Origin of the sequence: Celeribacter baekdonensis, assembly GCF_900102315.1 — a bacterium.
GTDB lineage: Bacteria > Pseudomonadota > Alphaproteobacteria > Rhodobacterales > Rhodobacteraceae > Celeribacter > Celeribacter baekdonensis.
On sequence record NZ_FNBL01000019.1, the window covers coordinates 32,014 to 50,894 of the forward strand.

Genomic DNA, 18,881 nt, shown 5'->3' on the forward strand with positions numbered 1-18,881 from the left:
TTTGTCTCAAAATCCAAGGCGCGACACAGCGCCGAACCGAAAGGACGCACATGACCGACTCTGACACCATCGCCGCCCTCACCAAACGGCTTGAACTGCTCGAAGCCGAGGCCGAAGTCCGCCGCGTACAATCCCGCTACATGTTTCTTTGCGACACGCCGATGCCCGAATATGGCGTCAAAGATGATGCAGAACGCATTGATTTAATTATGGAACTCTTCTCTGAAGAAGCCGTTTGGGAAGGCGTTGGCGAATATTACACCGGACAGTTTGGCCGCGCCGAAGGCAAAGCCGCCGTGCGCAAACACTTCGAAGGGTTCTGGGGCGGCAAGACCGATCCGGCGCTGATTCTCAACTGTCACTACCTGACCTCGGAACAGATCAACGTGGCCTCCGACGGCCAAACCGCAACGGGTCAATGGGTCCATATGCAGCCGTGGCTGTTCTCCGATGGCAAAGCCCTTTTGCGCTCATCGCGCCTGTTTAATGCGTTCAAAAAATGTGACGACGGCACATGGCGTTACACCCGCAACCGCACGGAAAACGTCTTTGTTGCACCGCTTCCCGCCACTTGGGCCTCGGATTATCCCTCTGCCTCGGTGTTGATGAAACCGTAAATCACAGCGACTCACAGACAAAAGGGCGCCCCAACAGGCGCCCTTTTTCGGTATACGCATCTCACCAAAGCGCGATTTTTGGCACCCAAAGCGTGAGCACCAAAATTCCAATCTGCATCATCACAAAGGGCAGAACCGCCCGATAGATTTGGGTGATTCCCACATCCGGCACCGCATTTTTGAGATAGAACAACGCCATCCCAACCGGAGGGGTCAAAAACGAGGTCTGCAGGCAAATCGCCATCAGAATTGCCACCCAGGCCGGGTCATGCCCCAAAGCGGTCAAAACCGGCAAAACCAAGGGGGCAACAATCAGGATGATCTCCATCCAGTCGAGAAAGAACCCCAACAGGAACACGATGAACAGGATCAAAATCAACGTCCCGGTCGGCGGCAAGGGGATGGCGTGAAGCGCATTTTCGATCAATTCATCGCCACCATATCCGCGCAGCACGACGGAAAAACAGGATGCACCAAAGATCAACGCAAAGAGAAACGCGGTGGTTGTACCTGTGCTTTCGCACACCTCCCGAAATCCCGACCACGTGAGACGTTTCGACATCAGCGCGATCAACGTGGCCCCCGCCGCGCCAACGCCAGAGGCTTCGGTCGGTGTGGCGATGCCAAAGATGATCGACCCCAAAACCGCAATGACCAAAAGCAACGGCGCAACCAGTGATCCGATCAAATCAAGCACGACCTCGCGCAGCTCACGCCCCGCTTCAATCGGCTTGGCCGGGGCACGATCTGGATAGCGCAGTGCGATAAACACCGCATAGGCGACATAGGCCAGCGCCAACAAAAGCCCCGGCACCATCGCGCCACGGAACAAGTCGCCGACCGGGATCTGCAACTGATCCCCCATGACGATGAGCATGATCGACGGCGGGATAAGAATGCCCAAACACCCGGTTGCCCCGACCACGCCAAGCCCAAGCTGGTCATCGTAACCCGCGCCGCGCATCGCGGGCATGGCAATTGTGGCGAGCAAAACGACAGAGGCCCCGATGATCCCAGTGGAGGCGGCAAGTACCACGCCGATCAACACGACAGAGACCGCCATGCCTCCCGGAACCACCCGCAACACTTGGTGCATCCGGGTCAAAAGCCGCTCCGCCACACCGGATTTGTCCAACATCATGCCCATGAACACGAACATCGAAATCGGGATGAGAGAGTAGCTTGAGAGCGTGTCGAAGATGCGGTTGGCAACAAATCCGATCATCCGCAGAGAGGCCATATCGGCGTCGACGCTAAAGGCATCGAGCAACGTGCCCAAAGCCGCAAAAAGAACCGCGACACCGCCCAAAACGAACGCAATCGGAAAGCCCGAGAACATCACCACCATGAAGGAGGCGAAGAGAAGGAAAACAAAGAGAATATCCATGATTGCGCCTTAGTCTTTGTGGGTCTTGGGACCAAACAGAAAGAGGATGGATTTAAGGCCAATGGCCAGGGCTTGCAGCGCCAAAAGGCTGAGCCCGGCGGCCATCACGAATTTGATGATGTAGCGCGCGGGCAAACCCGAAGGCATGGGCGAGCCTTCTTTGAGGCGCCAAGAATAGCCAAAAATCGTCCACGCGCTGTCCGTGACAAACCACAGGAACGGCAACACCAAAAATACCACGCCGCACAGTTCGACGATGGCCTTTTGCGTGGCCGACATTTTGACATGAAACGCATCGACGCGCACATGGGCGTCTTGTTGATATGCCCATGCCAGACAGGACATCACCGCCACGGCATTGAGGTGCCATTGCAGTTCTTCCAACTCGATCGAACCGATGCCGAAGACATAGCGAGAGGTGACATTGACCAGAATGGTGAGCATCAAAAGCGGTAAAAACAACGCGCCGATTTTACCAACCCGGATGACGAACCCTTCGATGAGCGTGATGACGATTTGCATGATGTGTCTCCCCGCAAATGCGCGCCGGAGAGGCCCCCGGCGCGGATGGCTTAGCGGCGTTCTGCCCAAGGCGCGACAGAGGCGCGGTAGGCGGTCAGCGACTCCCAGACCCGTTTGAAATCGGCATCTTTTGCGACTTGTTCGGCAATTACCTCGTCAAAGGCGGCCTGCAACGGGTCCAACACTTCAGACGGGAAGGATTTGATCTCGACACCAGCAGCCTCAAACTCGGCCACGGCTTTGGCATTCAACGCCATGGTCGAGGTGATGGACTCAAGGTTCACCGCCTTACAGCTTTCTTCGATCAAAACCTGTTGGCTGGCATCCAGACTGTCCCATTTCGCCTGATTGACGATCAGTTCGTTCATCGCGGCGGGTTGGTGCCAACCGGGGAGATAATAGTATTTGCCAACCTGTTGGAGGCCGAGAGTGATGTCGATGGCGGGCATGGACAACTCGGTGCCATCAATCAACCCTTTTTCAAGACCCGGATAAATTTCGCCACCCGGCAAAAGCACGATGGACGCGCCGACCTTGGCCATCACTTCGCCTGCCAGCCCGGCAAAACGCAGTTTTTTGCCTTTGAAATCATCGACCGTGTTGATCTCGAAATTGTACCAGCCACCCGCTTCGCTATCCATCAGACCACAGGGGATGGTTACAACCCCCTGTTTGGCGTAGATTTCGGACCAGATTTCGCGCCCGCCACCGTCATAAAGCCAAGCCGTGTGGGTGATGGCGTCGGGGCCAAAGGGGATGCCGCCAAACAATTGCACTGCCGGAAAGCGGCCCGCGACATAGAGCGGAGAGGTGATCCCGGCGTCCAACGTGCCCTGTTGCACCGCGTCGAAAATTTGCAGCGACGGCACCAATTTGCCCGCGCCATAGATGGTCACATCAAGCGACCCACCTGAGCTTTCATTGAGCGTCTCACCCAAATATGCCGCGTTGGCACCACTTGCGGGCATGGTCAAAGGCCATGCGCTTTGAATGTCGAGCCTGGTCCCTTTGGCCATAGCCGGGGCGGCCACCAGTGTGGAAACCGTGACGGCCAAGGTGACCAGAGATTTGATGTGCGTCTTCATTTGCTGTCTCCTATTGAGTGTGTTCCGACCTTTCCGGCCGTGTTTATGGGACGTGTCGTGGGTGTCGCGCCAAGGCCGCAATCTGTGCTGTGACGGCCTCGGTGCTGGGTTGTTGTTCGATGAGCAGGTCAAGAAATGGATCTTCGACCTGCGTTCGCGTGGCTGAGAGCTCTTCGAGAACGGCAAGCGCGCAAAAAGGGACATAACTTTCGGCGTAACCGCCCTCTTGGACGATCACGAGACGACCGTCACACAGCGCCTCTGAAAGAGCGATCACGCCCTTGGTCATGGCCCGAAATGTTTCGCTATGCGCCAACATACGCGCCAAAGGATCGACGCCATTGGCATCCAACCCGTTGACCACGATGATCATCTCCGGGGCAAACTCAGTGATCGAAGGCGCGATGATATGATCGAAAGCATAGAGATAGGCGGCGTGGCCTGCGCCGGGCCAAATCGGGATATTCACATTTGCACCGATCCCCGCGCCTTCTCCCGTGGCCGCCACTGCGCCCGAAACTCCGGGTGGAAAACAGGCCTCTTGGTGCATCGAGATCGTCAAGACATTCGGATCATCATAAAAACAGGCCTCTGTGCCATTGCCGTGATGCACGTCCCAATCGAGCACGGCAATCCGCCCGATCCCCGCCTCCTGAGCGGCACGCACCGCAATGGCGACATTGGCAAACATGCAAAATCCCATCGGCGTGTCGGGCAGGCAATGATGGCCAGAGGGGCGCGAAATGGCATAGGCGCGCTGACACGCCCCTTCGGCCACATCCAAAACGGCGCGGCTCACCAGCCCCGCAGAGAGCGCGGCAATCTCATAGCTACCACCGGAAAAAGGCGCGGTCGGATGCAGCGCCCCGCCGCCCGCATCGCTCAAGGCTTTAAACGCCTCAAGGTAGGATTTTGGATGAATGCGCTGTAGCTCCGCCTCACTCAAAGGCGCGGCGGTTTTGACGTCAAATGCCTGCGTCAACCCGGAGACATCCATCAAAGATTTGAGCCGCCGTTTGGGATCTGGACTGTCGGCGTGGCCACCACTCGCCGGGGGCTGAACCCAACCGCCAACAGGCTGCACCAAGGCGGAGAGACCCGCTGTGAACCAAAGGGTTTTCTCATCGAAATAAAACGCCGGTTTAGACATGGTCATTCGCCTTCTTTATGGGCCGCGAACCTCTCCGGAAGGCGTCGCGCCGTACGAAACAAAAGGACAGGCCGATGGGTATTCAAAAGGCCCCAGAGCCCTTTTGGAGCAAAGAGCATCATCATGATGGCGATAAGGCCAAAGATCAGCATCGACCACGCCTCAAGATCGGCCAACATGTCGCGCAGGAAAAAGAACACCAACGTGCCCAAAATCGGCCCTTCGATGGTGCCGATCCCACCAATCACAACGATGAAAATCACATAGGCTGCCCAGTTGATCGAAAAGGCCGCATCCGGGCGCACATTGATCTGAACGATGTAAATCAGCGCTCCCGTTGCCCCGGCAATGGCGGCGGCAAATAGGTAGACGATGCGTTTGGTGCGCCGGGTTTCAACACCCACACTGCGCGCGCCATTCTCGGTGTCGCGGATCGCCTGAAGCGCCAACCCGGTTTTGGAGCGCAACAGGAAAAACACGCCAAACACCGCGATGATCGCAAGCGCAAGCGCCACCCAATAGCCCAGGTCTTCGCGCAGATGCCGGTCAAATTGACCCAGAGACCGCACGGTGCGACCGCGACCACCGCCGAGCCAATCAATATTGGCGTTCACCGTCAGACGCACGGTTTCGGCAATGACCCATGTGGCCACGGCAAAATAAGCACCCTTCAGCCGGAACAAAAGCCAACTCACCGGGACCGCGAGGATGACGGCCAGAATGGCGGCAAGAGGCACTGTGAGAAAGGGATTTATGCCAAGGTCTTCGGCCATGACCACAAGGCCATAAGCCCCGATGCCAACAAAAGCCTGTTGGCCGATGGACATCATCCCGGCATAGCCCGCCATCAGGTTCCATGCTTGGGCAAGGGCGAGGAAATACAGGAATTCCAACACCGAGCGCTGGGTGTAACCCGTGGCCCAAAATGGCAAAGTGATGAGTGCGGCCAAGATGACGGCAAGGGCAAAGAGTGGCAGCGCGGCAGACGATGTGCGCGCATACGGGCGGGGGGTCACGATCTGAGACTCGGCCATGATCAGTCCCTCTCTATGGTCTCTGGAAACAGACCAGACGGGCGCACGACAAGAATGCCAAGCGTCACGAGATGGCCCGCAAGTTGGAAAAATGTGGGATTGATCGCGCCGCCAATCGTCTGGGCGATGCCAAGGATCAACCCACCCGCAAGCACGCCATAAATCGACCCCATGCCGCCAATGATGATGACCTCAAAAGCGAAAATAAGCCGCGCAGGGCCGTCAAACGGCGAAAAGTTCGAGCGAATGCCCATCACCACGCCAGTGACCGCGATGATGGCAAAAGACAGCCCCATCGCGAGGCCATAAATGCGCTTGCCGTCGATGCCCATCAGCTCCGCCGTTGCCGGGTCATCTGACGTGGCACGAAACGCGCGGCCCAAAAGCGTGCGCCCCATAAAGGCCTGAAGCGCAAAGATCATCACCAACAAAACCGCCAAAGTCAAAATCGGGAATACGCCGATGGTCACTCCTGGCGCAAGCGTGACCCCCATGGTTTCAATCGCCCCCTGCCGCAGCACCTGACGATCTGCGGAAAAGCCCAAAAGCAAGCCATTCTGGATGACAAAAGACAGGCCAAAGGTGATGATCACCGCCGGCATCATCCCGTCTTTCAGCGTGCGATTGAGGATCAAGCGTTGAAGCCCGTAGCCGATGCAAAACATCACCGGAACAAGCACGGCGAGTGACATGAGAGGCGTCAGCCCCAACACCTGCGTGGTTATAAGCGCGAGGTAGGTTGCGAGAACAATGATGTCCCCATGGGCAAGATTTACGGTGCGCATAATGCCGAATGTCAAAGACAGACCCAGCCCGTAAAGCGCATAAAGACCGCCCAAAAGGACGCCGTTGAGCATGGTGGACATCGCAATCATGCATTTGCTCCAAAATAAGCGTCGATCAAGGCCTGGCGATCCATCTGGGCCGAAAGACCGGACAGTTCTACATGGCCTTCAAGCAGGCAATAGACGTGATTGGAAACACTCAGAGCCCGGTTCAAATCCTGTTCAACAAGGACGACAGAGGTGCCATGGCCGCTGATTTCCGGCAGGCTTTTGTAAATTTGATTCACCACAATAGGTGCAAGGCCAAGGGAAATTTCATCCATCAACAACAGCCGGGGATTGGCCATCAGCGCCCGGCCAATCGCAACCATTTGCTGCTCTCCGCCTGACAGATCCAGCCCGCGATTGTTGCGGCGTTTGACCAGTTCGGGGAAAAGCGCATACACGCGCTCCACCGTCCAAAAGCCTTTGCGTTTTGGATAGCTGCCGATGATCAAATTGTCTTCGACCGTGAGGCTTGGGAACAGTTTGCGCCCCTCTGGCACCATCGAAATACCAAGGCGGGCCAGTTGATGCGCCGAACTGTTTTCAATCGACGTGCCGTCAAAAGACACCCGACCCGTCATCGCCGGAAGCGCGCCACAAATCGTGCGCAGCAATGTTGTTTTGCCTGCACCATTGGCCCCGACGATGGCCAAGGTTTCCCCTTCCTCAGCAGCCAAGGAAATTCCGCGAAGGGCCTGAAACAATCCATATCCGGCGGACAGGTTTTCAACCTCAAGCAAAGCCATCAGCGCGCCCCTTCTAAAATCGCATCCTGGCCAAAATAGGCGCGTTTGAAGGCCTCGCCCTCCATCACCTCATCGGGAGTGCCTTCGGCAATCAATTGACCGAAATCCAAGGCAATGAGACGATCCACGACAGCCACAAGCGCATGCACCACATGCTCAATCCAGATGATCGAGACACCTGAGGTACGAATATCTTGGATCAGCACAACAAGGTCGTGGACCTCAAAATCGGTCAAGCCGCCTGCGATTTCATCCAGCAAAAGCACCTTGGGTTCACAGGCCAGTGCCCGCGACAATTCCAACCGTTTGCGCCCCATCAGAGACAAAGCTCCGGCCATTTCATCGTGGCGTTCCAAAAGTCCCGTGCGCTTGAGCGCGGTGTAGGCCACCTCTTCCGCCGCATCGCCATGATGGCCGCCGCCGTGATAGGCCGCCGTCAAAACGTTTTCCCAAACCGAGATTTGTTCAAACGGTTGCGGCACTTGCGAGGTCCGCACAATGCCTTGGCGACAGCGTGCAGGTTCGGTCAGCCCGGACATATCGCGCCCGTCATAAAGCACTTGTCCGGCACTGGGGGCGGTCGATCCCGCGAGCATTTTCAATAGCGTCGTCTTACCTGCACCGTTCGGACCAAGCACACCAAGCGCCTCACCCGGCGCGAGCGAAAAGGACACCGCATCATTGACCGTCAAAGCGCCGTAGCGCTTGGTCAGGGCCCGCGCCTCAAGCACGGGTCCCAAAGGAGTGAATACCTCAGTCACAGCACTTACCAAACCTTCGGTTCCAAAGTGCCGTTGGTCAAAATATCAGGCGCGACATCGTTAAAGGTACAGACCAATTTGAAGCCGCCCTCACCGTCCGATTGCCACTGCCCGCCTGCGACCGGCGTTTTGGCAACGTTTGGCGCCAAAGCGAAATCGCCCCATTTGATATGCCCAACACAGGTGTTCAAATCGGTGGCATTCATCGCCGCCACAACGGCCTCGGGAGTCACATCTTCTGTGCGCTTGAGCAGATCCACCGCCACCTCGAACAGGGCATGAACATAGCCTGTGCCTTGCAGCCATTGGTTGCCCGTGCCCTCCATGTAAGCGGCGCAAAGCATCTCGGTCGATTGGCCGGTGAGCGACGACACATAGGGGTATTGTGGCCCCCAATAATATTCACCGGAAAGGTTTTCACCCAAACCATCCGGGAAACTTTCAACACCCTTTGGAGTCAAAGCAGCTTTGGCCACAGTGACGAATTTCGGCGTGTAACCCATCTGTTTGGCCTGTGTCATGAAGGTCGCCAAATCAGGTGGAAGCATGACGCCAGTGACGATTTCGACCCCTGCGGATTTGAACGCGTTGATTTCGGCGGAAAAATCATCCTTCAGGTTTTGATAGCGGCCCGGATCGACAAGGGTATAGCCAGCCTCAGACAGAGCGGGTGGAAAACCCAGGTTCGGATCGGCAAAAGCGATCCCATCTGGGTCGTTTGGCCAAAGCGCGCCGACGACTTTATTCGTCTCTAATCCAGCCCAAAGGCCAAAATACACCGCCAAAAGATCCTCAGATCCCCAGAAGAAGTGATTGGTATAGGTAAAGCTTTTCTCCATTGGCGCACCACCGCGGCCAAAGTACCAGGACTGCCACGGGGTGGCCGCAGAAAGGCATGGAACACCGTTGAGTTCACACAGGTCCGCAACCGGGTTGGTCGTATCCGGTGTGGACCCGACGAGCACAAGGTCGACCTCATCTTGGTAGATCAAATCAGAGGCCATATCGCCCGCCCGGTTCGGATCAGACTGCGTGTCCTTTTCGATGATCTCGATGTTGAGCGCCCCCGCCGCCGTCTCAAGTTTACCGCCCAGCGTATCCCGCACGGCGTCGATGACAAAGCCATCACTTTCAGAGATTTGGCTCAGCGCGCCAGAGCGCGGAGAGACATACCCAACCCGCAAGGTGCCCCCTGCGGCATGGGCACGGCGGGCAGACACGATCGACGGCGCAAACAGGGTTGCCGCTGCGGTGGATTTAATCAGGTGACGACGGTTCATGGTGAGCTTTGTCATGGTAAATATCCTTGGAACACACGGTTCAAACGCTGGCACAGACGTTGAACTTGATAAGATCAGCGCATTTTTCGCCGATCATGATGGCCGGGGCATTGGTGTTGCCGGATGGCACGGCGGGCATGACCGAGGCATCCGCCACACGCAGCCCTTTGACGCCATAGACCCGCAATTCCGGGTCGACGACGGACAAGGCCGAGGTGCCCATGGCGCAGGTGCCAACCTGATGGTGATAACTGCCCACGAAAGCGCGGGCATACTCCGCCAACGCTTCATCCGTTTGCACATCCGGCCCCGGATAGACCTCGCGCGTCACCCAGTCTTTGAGGGCAGGCTGAGAGGTGAGGTCGCGAATTTGCTTCATCGAGGTGACGAGACAATCAACGTCATATTGGGTCGACAAAAGGTTCGGATCAAGCGCCACAGGATCGTCGATCGACGCCCCGGTCAACCGCATCTCACCACGCGACGTAGGACGAATGCCCGCCGCGTGCAGCGTGAACGCATTCATCGGCCCCTCCTGCCCCGGCGCATAGGCGGGCACCGAAAAGAACAGCGGCTGAAGGTCCGGCACCGCCATGTCGGGATGCGATCTGGTGAACATATGCACTTGCATCGGTGGCAAGGTCGGGTTGGTCGGGAACGGGTAGTCCGGTTTGCTTTCATAGACCATCGGCAGGAAGGTATGGTCATGCAGGTTCTGGCCCACCCCCGGCAGATCACTGATGCAGTCAATGCCGTGTTCGGCAAGATGCTCTTTCGGTCCGATCCCTGAGAGCATGAGGATTTTCGGGCTTTCCAAAGTCCCGGCAGAGAGCACCACCTCTTTTGCGGCATTGAGCGTGACCGACCCTGAGGCAGTGGCAAGTTGAACGCCGGTAACCACGCCGTCGGTGATCAAAACCTTCTCCGCCCGCGCGCCGCTCATCACCGTCAGATTGGGACGGTTGTGGATCGGGTCGATATAGCCTGCCGCTGTCGAGGCGCGGGTGCCCTCTTTGATGTTGAACTGGATGCGCGAAATGCCGTCAGTGGTCTCGCCGTTGTAATCCTCGTTATAGGGAATGCCTGCTTCGACACCGGCCTTGACCAAAGCCGCCATCACCGGGTGCGGCTCATATTCTTTGATCACACGCAGCGGCCCGCCGGTGGCGCGATAGTCATCCGCACCGCCTTCAAAATCCTCGATTTTCTTGAAATACGGCAGGACAGATTTCCAATCCCAGCCATAATTGCCCTGAAGCGCCCAAGCGTCATAATCCGCCTGATGGCCGCGCACATAGATCATGCCATTCATCGACGAACAGCCGCCCATGACCTTGCCCCGCGGCCAATAGACTTGGCGGTTTCCGGCATGTTTTTGCGGCACCGTCGAAAAGCCCCAATCGTAATCGGAAAACCAAATGTCGATCACCCGCAGCGGGGTGGAGACCATGTCGGGCGTGTCACCGTGACCTGCTTCCACCAGAAGGACGGAAACCGCAGGGTCCTCGGACAGGCGCGCGGCAATCACACAGCCGGCGGACCCGGCGCCACAGATGATATAGTCAAATGTTTTGCCGTTCAGATCGGCGGTGAGCTGGGGATAGGTATGGGCATTCATGGGGAGATGAGCCTCTTGGCAATGGACAAAGAAAGAGCGGTTCGTGCCAGCGGTGCCGACACGAGGGGGGAACTTTGCAGTGACAAGGATGGCGTCCGACCGAGGGTACATCTCGGTCTTCAGATCAATCCTCTCTGTTGTCGCGGCCCCTCTATGGCGGGGGCTTCGCGGGGTAAGCTGCGCGTCAGACGCACAGGGTCTTTAGGCCCTGCCGCTTGGGGAAAGGGACAGGGCCATGCGAGTTACGCGGGATACGCCACGCACACCGATTTCGTTTCGAGATAATTCTCAAGTGCGCCTGCGCCGTGTTCACGACCCACACCCGATTGTTTAAAGCCACCAAAGGGCATGTTTTGATCGGGGATGTTGTGGGCATTGACCCAAACCGTTCCGGCTTTGAGTTTTGGCACATAGCGCATGACTTTGTTGACATCCGTGGTCCAGATCGACGCACCAAGCCCATAGATCGTATCATTGGCCATGGTCATCGCCTCATTGGCGTCATCAAAGGGCGTGACTGAGATCACCGGGCCAAACACCTCTTGCTGCATGATCGCCATGTCTTGAGTGGTTTCGGTGAAAATCTGCGGCGCAACATAATAGCCCTCATTCGGGGCGGCCCCGTTGAGAATTGGCTTTGCGCCTTGTTCGATCGCTTTGGAAATACAGGCTTTGACATGGGCCTGATGTTTGGCTGAGACCAGCGGATTGATCATGTTGCCCGGATTCATCCCAGAACCAATCGGCAGGCTCCCGGCGATGGCCGCGATGATGTCGAGCGCCTTTTCGTAGATGCCTTTTTGGATATAAAGCCGCGTGCCGGAGGTGCAGGTTTGACCGGAATTGAACATCGTGCCAATGCCGATTGCCGGGCCCAACAGATCAAGATCCATGTCGTCAAACATGACCATCGGGGCTTTGCCGCCCAATTCCAATGTCACCGGTTTCATATCTTTCATCGCCTGAATGCCGATGAGTTTTCCGGTCGCGGTGGACCCTGTAAAGGTGACTTTATCGACTCCGTCATGTGCCACCAACGGTGCGCCCACGTCAGCGCCGGTGCCGGTGATCACGTTGACCGTCCCCTCAGGGAACCCGGCCTCAAGACAGAGTTTCGCCAGATACATCGAGGTCAGCGGCGTTTCTTCGGCGGGTTTCAACACCACCGTACAGCCCGCAGCCAACGCAGGAGCGATTTTCCAGACGGCCATGTTGAGCGGGAAATTCCACGGCGTCACCGCCGCGACCACACCCACGGCCTCTTTGCGGGTCTGCGCCTGATATTTTGTGCCCTCAGGGATGGCAATGGAGACATCAAAGGTCTGGCCATAAATCTTGGTCGCCCAGCCCGCCATATAGCGGATGTATTCGGCGGAGGATTGTACCTCGATGAGACGCGAAATCATCACGTTCTTGCCGTTTTCCAAGGTCTCGATCTGGGCCAGTTCTTCACCATTCTCCTCAATGAGATCGGCGAGTTTGAACATCAGGGACTGACGCGCCATGGCGCTCATATTGGACCAAGGCCCCTCAAAAGCTGCGCGCGCCGCAGCCACTGCTGCATTGACATCTTCCACGCCACCTGCGGGCACCTGAGCGATTTCTCCGCCTGTTGCCGGATCGTAAACGGCAAAGGTTTTGCCGGAAAGCGCCTCGCAGCTTTGGCCGCCCACGACCATCTTAGGCGCGCTCAAAAAGTCAGCGACAGCCGGGAGGATAGCCTCCACTGCGCTGTCTGGCACAGCAATTTTCATTTTTGACCTCCAAGGGGTGCGTTGTGCGTTATTTCGCCAGGGATTGAATCTCTGGCTTTTGCGTTATTGTTAACGTGAAACTTGACGCAACTGACTCGCCCTGTCAAATTTAAATGAAAGTTAACGTAAAAATTGGTGAATTTTTAAACGGCAAAATGAGTCTATGTCTACAATAACCACTTAGAGAAAAGTGGACTCAGTAGATATTGCGCAGATAAAGCTCCCCGAACCCAAGCGCGAAATCCGCCAGATGGGTATCGGTGTCAAAAGTGGCATGGACCTGTCGATGCTGCGCATGACACGCATGGTCATGACACGCATGGCGATGTGTACCATCACCGCTTCACAGGCCGGTTCAGGCGCATATCTGCGCCACAGCCGAGGTCATTTTGTGGACTTCGGCCTGCAATCAGCTCGGTGCCGCCATGGCGATCCGCCGGTAGCCCGCCGCACCATGGTAGAAGCCATTGCTGAGGCGCGCATCGCCGCTCAGCGCCGCGAGGCGCGCGTCTGCTTCGCCCATCGACAGCCTGCCGTCCACCGCGTCGCGAAACACCTGCGCCACCGCAACCATGTCCACCCTCTGCGGCATCAGCCGAAGATGGGTGACACTGTCCGCCACCAGTTGCGGGGTTTCGGGCAACAGATCAAGATAACTCTCAGACTGGGTCTGAATGCCGTTCACCCGCAGGATTGGCTGCTCGTCACGGCTGCGCAGTGGCATACCGTCGGGATCTTCCTCGCAAACGAACTGACAGTTGTCCTTGGTCCGGCCATGGGCGCGGGCGTGGTAGCAACGCGCTGAGACGGCAAGAGAGACGCGGCCAAAGACCTGCACCTCGACGCCAAGCCCCAGCTCTCTTGCGGCACGCGCAGCGACGGCAATGGCCGGGGCTGGCATTTCGGACGGCAGGCAGACATGGGTCGCGCCCTGTGCGGCCATCCATCCGATGGTTGCCTCGTTATAGGCGTTCATGAACGGACCGATGCGGTGCGGGCGCCGACCTCGCGCAAAGAGGCCCGCCGCATTGTTGATTTCGATCTCAGGCGCGTCGATCTCTGCCAGATCCTCCGTCGCCTTGCGCTCGCGTTTGAGCATGACTTCGGCCAGCGTGGACAAGATCACCCGCTTGCCCGCCCGTTCCAGCCGCTCAATCGTGGCGGGCAGCTCGGCTTCGTGAAAGGGCGCGCGCTTGGAACAAATCACTTCGCCCAGATAGACCTCGTCCACCGGGGCCTCGTCAGCGATGCGGGCATAAAAGTCGCTCCGCGCCTCGGCGGACCAGTGATAGGCGATGGGGCCGAGTGTCAATTTCGTCATGTTGGTCACCGCCATTTCTTTGTTTCGAAAGCCCCTTGGGTCTGCTTTTGCCCCTCGGTCAGCGCGAGAAGATCCGCGATATTCGCCTTTCGCCCGGCCTTGATATCGTCCACCGCCGCACGAAAGGCCCGCACAACGCCCCGGACATAGCTTTTCGACCGCTGCCGTCCCTCGATCTTGAAGGCATGGACCCCGGCCTCAATCAATTCGGGCAGCAACCGCGAGAGATTCAGGCTCACCGGCTCCTCAAAGGCATAGTAGCCCTCGGGTCGGTGCGGCGCAGTGTAGCGGCCCTTGCAGATCGTGGGATACCCCGCCTTCTCGTCTGGACCGAACCGGTCGATGGTGAATCCCGCAAGTTGCGAGGACATCGACCCGTCGGCATCGCGCACATATTCCACGTCCGATGCGGGTGAACAGACCCCGTCCATGTTCGTCGATTGCCCGGTGAGATAGTTTGTCAGGCTGCACCGCCCCTCGACCATCAAACCATGGTTCCCGAAGATGAAGGTTTCGATCTCACAGGGGATTTCCTTGCGGATCTGGCGGATCTCGGGGATCGTCAGAATACGCGGCAAAACCACGCGCTTCACCCCGAAACTTTCGCAATAATAGCGGATCGCCTCGGGCGACGAGGCAGCGGCCTGCACCGACAAATGCAGCCGCACCTGCGGGTGGGTGTGGGCAATGTAATCGGCCACGCCCATGTCGGCGACGATGAAGGCATCAACACCCAGCCGAGCGCCGGTATCCGCCGCATGCCGCCACAGATCCAGCTTGCCGGCGGGCGGATATGTATTGAGCGCCAACAGAACCTTCGTGCCGTGGGCATGAGCATAGACGACCGAAGCGGCAAGCTCGTCAGGCGTGAAATTCAGGCCCGGAAAGTTGCGCGCGTTGGTCGCATCTTGGAACCCACAATAAACGGCGTCGGCACCTGCATCCACGGCCACCCGCAGCGCGGCGGGGGTGCCCGCGGGGCAGATCAGTTCGGCAAGGCTCATCATATGCACTCCTGTCCTTTGGTGTCGTTGAGATAGGCCCGCCGCAGCCGTGCGAGCATGGCCCGCCCCGGCGCTCCAAACATCGCCGCCGTTTCTTCGGCCAGAGACCCGTCGATATCGTCGAGCGCGTTTCGCAGCCGCACCACCGCCTCGGTGTCGCCGCTCACCTCCAGATCGCGCGAAAAAAAGGCTGCGTCGCCGTCCTGTTCGGAATCGACCAACTCCAGCAGCAACAGAAACCGCCCCCGGATCACGGCACCCGTGTGCGGTGCGGCATCACGCGGCACGGCGCGGAACACCAGCGCCTCTGGATCAGGGCGCAGGTGCAGCGCGAAGGGCAATTCCACCGGGTCGATCAGGAAATCAGTCGTCTGATGTGGCCCAAGCCGCGCAAAGAGCGACGGGTGCCGTGCGGCTGTCCGACGGACAACGCGGGACAGAAACGGCTGTATCAGCACACAGGCCAGCCGCGCGGCGGCGGTCCGTCCGGGCCCCGGAGGGCGGGTGTTGACATCTGCATGGATGCTCATGATCAGGGGGTCCGTTCTGCAAGCAACCCGGTCTTGGTCGCGATCTTGGTCTTGGTCACGATCAGGTCAAGCGGGATGTCATGGGGCTGCGGGTGATGGGGGTGCGGATGAATTGTGTTCACCTGCTGCGGACAACGCAATGCCGATGACACCGGGCTTTGGACGCCGTGCCGCCAGCTTGGGCGGACGTCACCGGGCCGCCGCAAGCCATGGGGGATAGCGCGCGCGCGCGCCGCGTCCCGGCGCCGAAACGCGTGCCAGCGTCATCATTGCCCTTACGCTCGCTCGAACCTTGGAAAAAGGACGTCGTTCTCCAGCGCGATATGGGCGGCAATATCATCAAACAGCGTCAACGTGCCACTATAGAGCGATCGCCAAGATCCGCAGGCATGCTCTGGCGGGGTCAGATCGTGTGTCAGTTGCCGGATCAGCGCGATGTTTTCAGCGTGGTCGTCATGATCGGCCCGCATCACCGCTATGGGATGCTCGATCCCCGCGCCCCCGCCATCTCGCATGGCCGGGAACAGGATTCTTTCCTCCTTGGTCATGTGATCCTCCATCTCATGCGCCAGCGTCGCGAGGGCCTGTGCCAGACCCTGAGGCGCATCCGCATCGCCCTCGTGGACGCGCTCGACCCGCTCTGCCAGCAACATCAACGCGGCAAAGTCGGCGCGGTGCATCTCATGATACCGGGTCAAAATATGGTCGATTAGCGCGCCAGTTTCCTGGGGGACGTCCGCGTCGGCAAGAGTGTTCATCATAGGCCCTTTCTCAGGCTAAAGCGTTCCGCCTTTCCCCTGTCTCAGGTTACAGGCGTGGCGCTTTAATCGCCCGGCCCTTGCGCGGACCGCAGCAAATTGGTATCTAAAATACGCATATCATTCTCCAAATACGCACTTCAATTACCAAATCAGGACTGCGACCTTGCGCCTCACCTCCTTCACCGACTTCGGCCTACGCGTGTTGATGCGCATGGCAGGCGACCCTGACCGCCCCTTTACCACGGCGGATCTGGCCGACGAGTTCCAAATATCCCGCAATCACCTGGCCAAGGTGATCTCGGCCCTTGCCGCCGCAGGCTATCTGGAAACCCGACGCGGAGGGGGCGGAGGCGCTGCATTGGCCCGTCCACCCGAAAACATCCGGCTGGGCGACGTGGTCGCGACACTTGAATCTGACCAAGCCCTGGTGGAATGCTTCGCGGCCAGCGGCAACGCCTGCACACTGACCCCGCAATGCCGGTTGAAGGCCCGACTGGGCCAAGCCGAGGCGGCCTTTGTTGCCGATCTCAACCACAGCACACTGGCCGATTGCGTTTACCGCCCTGAAACCCTCTGACACGCCAACAGCGTGACCGCCCCTCGCACGCGCTGGCCAGAATATCGGCCTCGGTCCCCATCATGGGCATCGCGCCGCTTCTGCCGGAAACCTCGACCCAGGTGCAGCCGCCCCGAAAAGCGGTTGGGATATACCCGGATCGCCTTGGCGCTTTGGCGCTCACAGCACAAGCGGCGCGGCATAAAGCGCCAGCATGAGAAGGCATAGTCCCGTCAGGCACACATCGAACCCGCGCCGCCACCTTGGTGCCCGTTGCAGTCCCATATAGTCGGCAAGGATGATCCGGGCTTTTTGCCAGGCAAGCGCCATCACCGCCACACCCGCCACAATGGGCCATTGCGCCCAGATCCCCGATGCCGACAGAGCTGTTGAGCCAAAACTGAGGGCCACCAGCAGCGCCCAGGCGATATAAAGCGACCGATGTGTCATTGCAAAAGATAGATCACGGGAAAGAGCAGCACCCAGATCAGGTCAACCATGTGCCAAAACGCCGTGGCGTCCTCTATGTTGTCAACATGATCGCGCCAGGCAACGAGCACCAACAGAACGACACCGGCCGCGACATGCGCGGCATGAAATCCTGTCAGCATGAAGTAGAAATTGAAAAAGACATGGGTGTCCCAAACGATGCCGCTTGCGGCCTTGGAGGCAAACTCCGCCCCTTTGATCCACAGGAACACCACGCCAAGCAAAGCCGCTGCGACAAGACAAAACCGCGCTTTCGTCCGCGCGCCGCCCTGACGCAAGGCATTGGCCAAGGCTGCAAGAAAGCCGCTGGTGATCAGGACAATCGTGTTGATCCCCGCCGCGGTGCGATCCAACATGTCCTGTGCCTCGGCAAAGCCCTCGGGGTCGGTGATCCGAACAGACAGGAACACGATCAGCCCCGCCCCGAAGACGAGCACCTCACTGACAATCAGAATCCACATTAACAATTCGCCGGGCAATGCGTCCAAAGCATCTTTATCGGTCATGCGGGGAGCATCCTTTCACAGAATGAAAGGCGCGAAAGGGTGGCAATCTTGCTCTGCGTCTCCCAAATCATTTTGTCAGCTCACTTATGTCCGGTTCCCTCTTTTGTATTAGTATTTGAAATACTTATTCACAAGCCTAAAAGGGGCGTTGACTGACGCCCCTACCAAGCAACCCGCACAACAAGCGCAGTCACATTGTCGAATATTGGGCATCTTTGTCTCGATGTGGTCCCGCTAGTCAGGGTGTCGAGGTGAAGTCATCCATCAGAATGAAAGTAGCGTCTTGCCGCTGGTGCGCGTTGATCTGTGGAACGAGGCGACGGAAATGCTCACTCGCGCAGTGGGCATCGAGGGCAGCCCTGTCCGGCCAAGTTTCGATAAAGATAAAATGCCCCGCATCTTTCCGGTCAACGAAGAGATCGTAGCTGATGCACAGAGGTTCTTCTCTCGTCAACCTGACGAGTTCATCATAAAGTGGGCGAACGATTTCGACCGCCTTGGCTTGAATAAAGTCCTGTGCGATGACTTTGAGCATGTCATTTTTCCTTGTCGCTTTCTTATTTCGTCCGCCCACAGCTTCGCCCGGTTCGGGTCACGCAGAGGGGTGCCCCGCAGATTGCGGCGCATCATCGCAGATTGCATACCAGTTCAGCTTTTCAGAGGTGAACTCATGGAACTGGTTTTTGAGACCGATGTCCGTATCCAGCGCGTTTGCAGCGATAGGAAAAGTAGCATCCGTGGACAGAATCTCTCCAAGTGAGGTGCCGCAAATCTGACAGAACATTACAGGAACAAAATGGAGTGAACAAGGGCGGCAATGGTAAAGGTTTCCCGATGCGGGTCAGCTTAGCCATGAAGGCCAAAATCATATGACGTTCAACATGTATGGAGGCGCATCGGTTGAAACGGAAGTGTCAGGATCGTTTCATC

The 18,881-nt window shown here is 57.9% G+C and carries 20 protein-coding genes; 2 read left to right on the forward strand and 18 right to left on the reverse strand.

Annotated elements, in window-relative coordinates; all coding sequences use genetic code 11:
* Nucleotides 1-50: 50 nt before the first annotated feature.
* A complete protein-coding gene (locus tag BLT54_RS20375; protein ID WP_074647284.1) occupies nt 51-617 on the forward strand; it encodes a nuclear transport factor 2 family protein in 567 nt (188 codons plus the stop codon).
* A gap of 61 nt (nt 618-678) precedes the next feature.
* Here BLT54_RS20375 and BLT54_RS20380 read toward each other — a convergent pair whose 3' ends face one another.
* The 15 genes from BLT54_RS20380 to BLT54_RS20450 all read right to left on the reverse strand — a co-directional run bounded on the left by BLT54_RS20380 (nt 679) and on the right by BLT54_RS20450 (nt 16,400).
* Nucleotides 679-2,004: a TRAP transporter large permease gene (locus BLT54_RS20380; protein WP_074647285.1), complete on the reverse strand. Its 1,326-nt coding sequence runs from the start codon at nt 2,002-2,004 to the stop codon at nt 679-681.
* Nucleotides 2,005-2,013: 9 nt separating this feature from the next.
* A complete protein-coding gene (locus BLT54_RS20385; RefSeq protein WP_074647286.1) occupies nt 2,014-2,526 on the reverse strand; it encodes a TRAP transporter small permease subunit in 513 nt (170 codons plus the stop codon).
* A 50-nt stretch (nt 2,527-2,576) separates the two neighbouring features.
* On the reverse strand, nt 2,577-3,611 hold the full coding sequence (locus BLT54_RS20390) for a TRAP transporter substrate-binding protein (RefSeq protein WP_074647287.1): 1,035 nt from the start codon (nt 3,609-3,611) through the stop codon (nt 2,577-2,579).
* Between the two features lie 43 nt (nt 3,612-3,654).
* On the reverse strand, nt 3,655-4,767 hold the full coding sequence (locus BLT54_RS20395; protein WP_245708082.1) for a class II histone deacetylase: 1,113 nt from the start codon (nt 4,765-4,767) through the stop codon (nt 3,655-3,657).
* Nucleotides 4,764-5,795, reverse strand: a complete 1,032-nt coding sequence (locus BLT54_RS20400) for a branched-chain amino acid ABC transporter permease (protein WP_083351923.1) — start codon at nt 5,793-5,795, stop codon at nt 4,764-4,766. The genes BLT54_RS20395 and BLT54_RS20400 overlap by 4 nt, the downstream gene beginning before the upstream one ends.
* A 2-nt stretch (nt 5,796-5,797) precedes the next feature.
* The gene (locus BLT54_RS20405) at nt 5,798-6,670 is read right to left on the reverse strand and encodes a branched-chain amino acid ABC transporter permease (RefSeq protein WP_074647288.1); all 873 of its coding nucleotides are present in this window, start codon (nt 6,668-6,670) and stop codon (nt 5,798-5,800) included.
* Nucleotides 6,667-7,371 carry an ABC transporter ATP-binding protein gene (locus BLT54_RS20410; protein ID WP_074647289.1) on the reverse strand — a complete coding sequence of 235 codons (705 nt, stop codon included), beginning with the start codon at nt 7,369-7,371 and terminating at the stop codon, nt 6,667-6,669. The genes BLT54_RS20405 and BLT54_RS20410 overlap by 4 nt, the downstream gene beginning before the upstream one ends.
* Nucleotides 7,371-8,132, reverse strand: a complete 762-nt coding sequence (locus BLT54_RS20415) for an ABC transporter ATP-binding protein (protein WP_245708083.1) — start codon at nt 8,130-8,132, stop codon at nt 7,371-7,373. The genes BLT54_RS20410 and BLT54_RS20415 overlap by 1 nt, the downstream gene beginning before the upstream one ends.
* Nucleotides 8,133-8,137: 5 nt before the next feature.
* Nucleotides 8,138-9,427: an ABC transporter substrate-binding protein gene (locus tag BLT54_RS20420; protein ID WP_074647291.1), complete on the reverse strand. Its 1,290-nt coding sequence runs from the start codon at nt 9,425-9,427 to the stop codon at nt 8,138-8,140.
* Nucleotides 9,428-9,452: 25 nt separating this feature from the next.
* Nucleotides 9,453-11,030, reverse strand: a complete 1,578-nt coding sequence (locus BLT54_RS20425) for a GMC family oxidoreductase (protein ID WP_074647292.1) — start codon at nt 11,028-11,030, stop codon at nt 9,453-9,455.
* Between the two features lie 242 nt (nt 11,031-11,272).
* Nucleotides 11,273-12,784, reverse strand: coding sequence for an aldehyde dehydrogenase family protein (locus BLT54_RS20430; protein ID WP_074647293.1), 1,512 nt, complete (start codon nt 12,782-12,784; stop codon nt 11,273-11,275).
* Nucleotides 12,785-13,193: 409 nt separating this feature from the next.
* Entirely contained in the window at nt 13,194-14,105 is a 912-nt protein-coding gene (gene ubiV, locus BLT54_RS20435; RefSeq protein ID WP_245708084.1) for a ubiquinone anaerobic biosynthesis protein UbiV, read from the reverse strand.
* Between the two features lie 5 nt (nt 14,106-14,110).
* A complete protein-coding gene (gene ubiU / locus BLT54_RS20440; RefSeq protein ID WP_074647320.1) occupies nt 14,111-15,109 on the reverse strand; it encodes a ubiquinone anaerobic biosynthesis protein UbiU in 999 nt (332 codons plus the stop codon).
* Nucleotides 15,109-15,639 carry a ubiquinone anaerobic biosynthesis accessory factor UbiT gene (gene ubiT / locus BLT54_RS20445; protein ID WP_074647295.1) on the reverse strand — a complete coding sequence of 177 codons (531 nt, stop codon included), beginning with the start codon at nt 15,637-15,639 and terminating at the stop codon, nt 15,109-15,111. The genes ubiU and ubiT overlap by 1 nt, the downstream gene beginning before the upstream one ends.
* 275 nt (nt 15,640-15,914) lie before the next feature.
* Complete coding sequence (locus BLT54_RS20450) at nt 15,915-16,400, reverse strand: hemerythrin domain-containing protein (RefSeq protein WP_245708085.1); 486 nt, start codon at nt 16,398-16,400, stop codon at nt 15,915-15,917.
* A gap of 163 nt (nt 16,401-16,563) precedes the next feature.
* Here BLT54_RS20450 and BLT54_RS20455 point away from each other — a divergent pair, with 163 nt between their 5' ends.
* Nucleotides 16,564-16,977: an Rrf2 family transcriptional regulator gene (locus tag BLT54_RS20455; protein ID WP_074647297.1), complete on the forward strand. Its 414-nt coding sequence runs from the start codon at nt 16,564-16,566 to the stop codon at nt 16,975-16,977.
* 159 nt (nt 16,978-17,136) lie between these two features.
* Here the strand turns inward: BLT54_RS20455 and BLT54_RS20460 are convergent, their stop codons facing one another.
* The 3 genes from BLT54_RS20460 to BLT54_RS20470 form a co-directional block, all read right to left on the reverse strand.
* Complete coding sequence (locus BLT54_RS20460; RefSeq protein ID WP_074647298.1) at nt 17,137-17,406, reverse strand: cytochrome C oxidase subunit IV family protein; 270 nt, start codon at nt 17,404-17,406, stop codon at nt 17,137-17,139.
* Nucleotides 17,403-17,951, reverse strand: coding sequence for a cytochrome c oxidase subunit 3 (locus BLT54_RS20465; RefSeq protein WP_074647299.1), 549 nt, complete (start codon nt 17,949-17,951; stop codon nt 17,403-17,405). The genes BLT54_RS20460 and BLT54_RS20465 overlap by 4 nt, the downstream gene beginning before the upstream one ends.
* Before the next feature lie 238 nt (nt 17,952-18,189).
* Nucleotides 18,190-18,486 carry a putative quinol monooxygenase gene (locus tag BLT54_RS20470; RefSeq protein WP_074647300.1) on the reverse strand — a complete coding sequence of 99 codons (297 nt, stop codon included), beginning with the start codon at nt 18,484-18,486 and terminating at the stop codon, nt 18,190-18,192.
* Nucleotides 18,487-18,881: the final 395 nt, after the last annotated feature.

Excerpts from the sequence above, each read along its gene's own strand:
- ubiT (WP_074647295.1), bottom strand. The coding sequence starts at position 15,639 with ATGAGCATCCATGCAGATGTCAACACCCGCCCTCCGGGGCCCGGACGG.
- ubiV (WP_245708084.1), bottom strand. The coding sequence starts at position 14,105 with ATGACGAAATTGACACTCGGCCCCATCGCCTATCACTGGTCCGCCGAG.
- BLT54_RS20425 (WP_074647292.1), bottom strand. The coding sequence starts at position 11,030 with ATGAATGCCCATACCTATCCCCAGCTCACCGCCGATCTGAACGGCAAA.
- BLT54_RS20385 (WP_074647286.1), bottom strand. The coding sequence starts at position 2,526 with ATGCAAATCGTCATCACGCTCATCGAAGGGTTCGTCATCCGGGTTGGT.
- BLT54_RS20380 (WP_074647285.1), bottom strand. The coding sequence starts at position 2,004 with ATGGATATTCTCTTTGTTTTCCTTCTCTTCGCCTCCTTCATGGTGGTG.
- BLT54_RS20470 (WP_074647300.1), bottom strand. The coding sequence starts at position 18,486 with ATGCTCAAAGTCATCGCACAGGACTTTATTCAAGCCAAGGCGGTCGAA.
- BLT54_RS20430 (WP_074647293.1), bottom strand. The coding sequence starts at position 12,784 with ATGAAAATTGCTGTGCCAGACAGCGCAGTGGAGGCTATCCTCCCGGCT.
- BLT54_RS20395 (WP_245708082.1), bottom strand. The coding sequence starts at position 4,767 with ATGACCATGTCTAAACCGGCGTTTTATTTCGATGAGAAAACCCTTTGG.
- BLT54_RS20400 (WP_083351923.1), bottom strand. The coding sequence starts at position 5,795 with ATGGCCGAGTCTCAGATCGTGACCCCCCGCCCGTATGCGCGCACATCG.
- ubiU (WP_074647320.1), bottom strand. The coding sequence starts at position 15,109 with ATGAGCCTTGCCGAACTGATCTGCCCCGCGGGCACCCCCGCCGCGCTG.
- BLT54_RS20420 (WP_074647291.1), bottom strand. The coding sequence starts at position 9,427 with ATGACAAAGCTCACCATGAACCGTCGTCACCTGATTAAATCCACCGCA.
- BLT54_RS20390 (WP_074647287.1), bottom strand. The coding sequence starts at position 3,611 with ATGAAGACGCACATCAAATCTCTGGTCACCTTGGCCGTCACGGTTTCC.
- BLT54_RS20465 (WP_074647299.1), bottom strand. The coding sequence starts at position 17,951 with ATGACCGATAAAGATGCTTTGGACGCATTGCCCGGCGAATTGTTAATG.
- BLT54_RS20450 (WP_245708085.1), bottom strand. The coding sequence starts at position 16,400 with ATGATGAACACTCTTGCCGACGCGGACGTCCCCCAGGAAACTGGCGCG.
- BLT54_RS20405 (WP_074647288.1), bottom strand. The coding sequence starts at position 6,670 with ATGATTGCGATGTCCACCATGCTCAACGGCGTCCTTTTGGGCGGTCTT.
- BLT54_RS20410 (WP_074647289.1), bottom strand. The coding sequence starts at position 7,371 with ATGGCTTTGCTTGAGGTTGAAAACCTGTCCGCCGGATATGGATTGTTT.
- BLT54_RS20375 (WP_074647284.1), top strand. The coding sequence starts at position 51 with ATGACCGACTCTGACACCATCGCCGCCCTCACCAAACGGCTTGAACTG.
- BLT54_RS20460 (WP_074647298.1), bottom strand. The coding sequence starts at position 17,406 with ATGACACATCGGTCGCTTTATATCGCCTGGGCGCTGCTGGTGGCCCTC.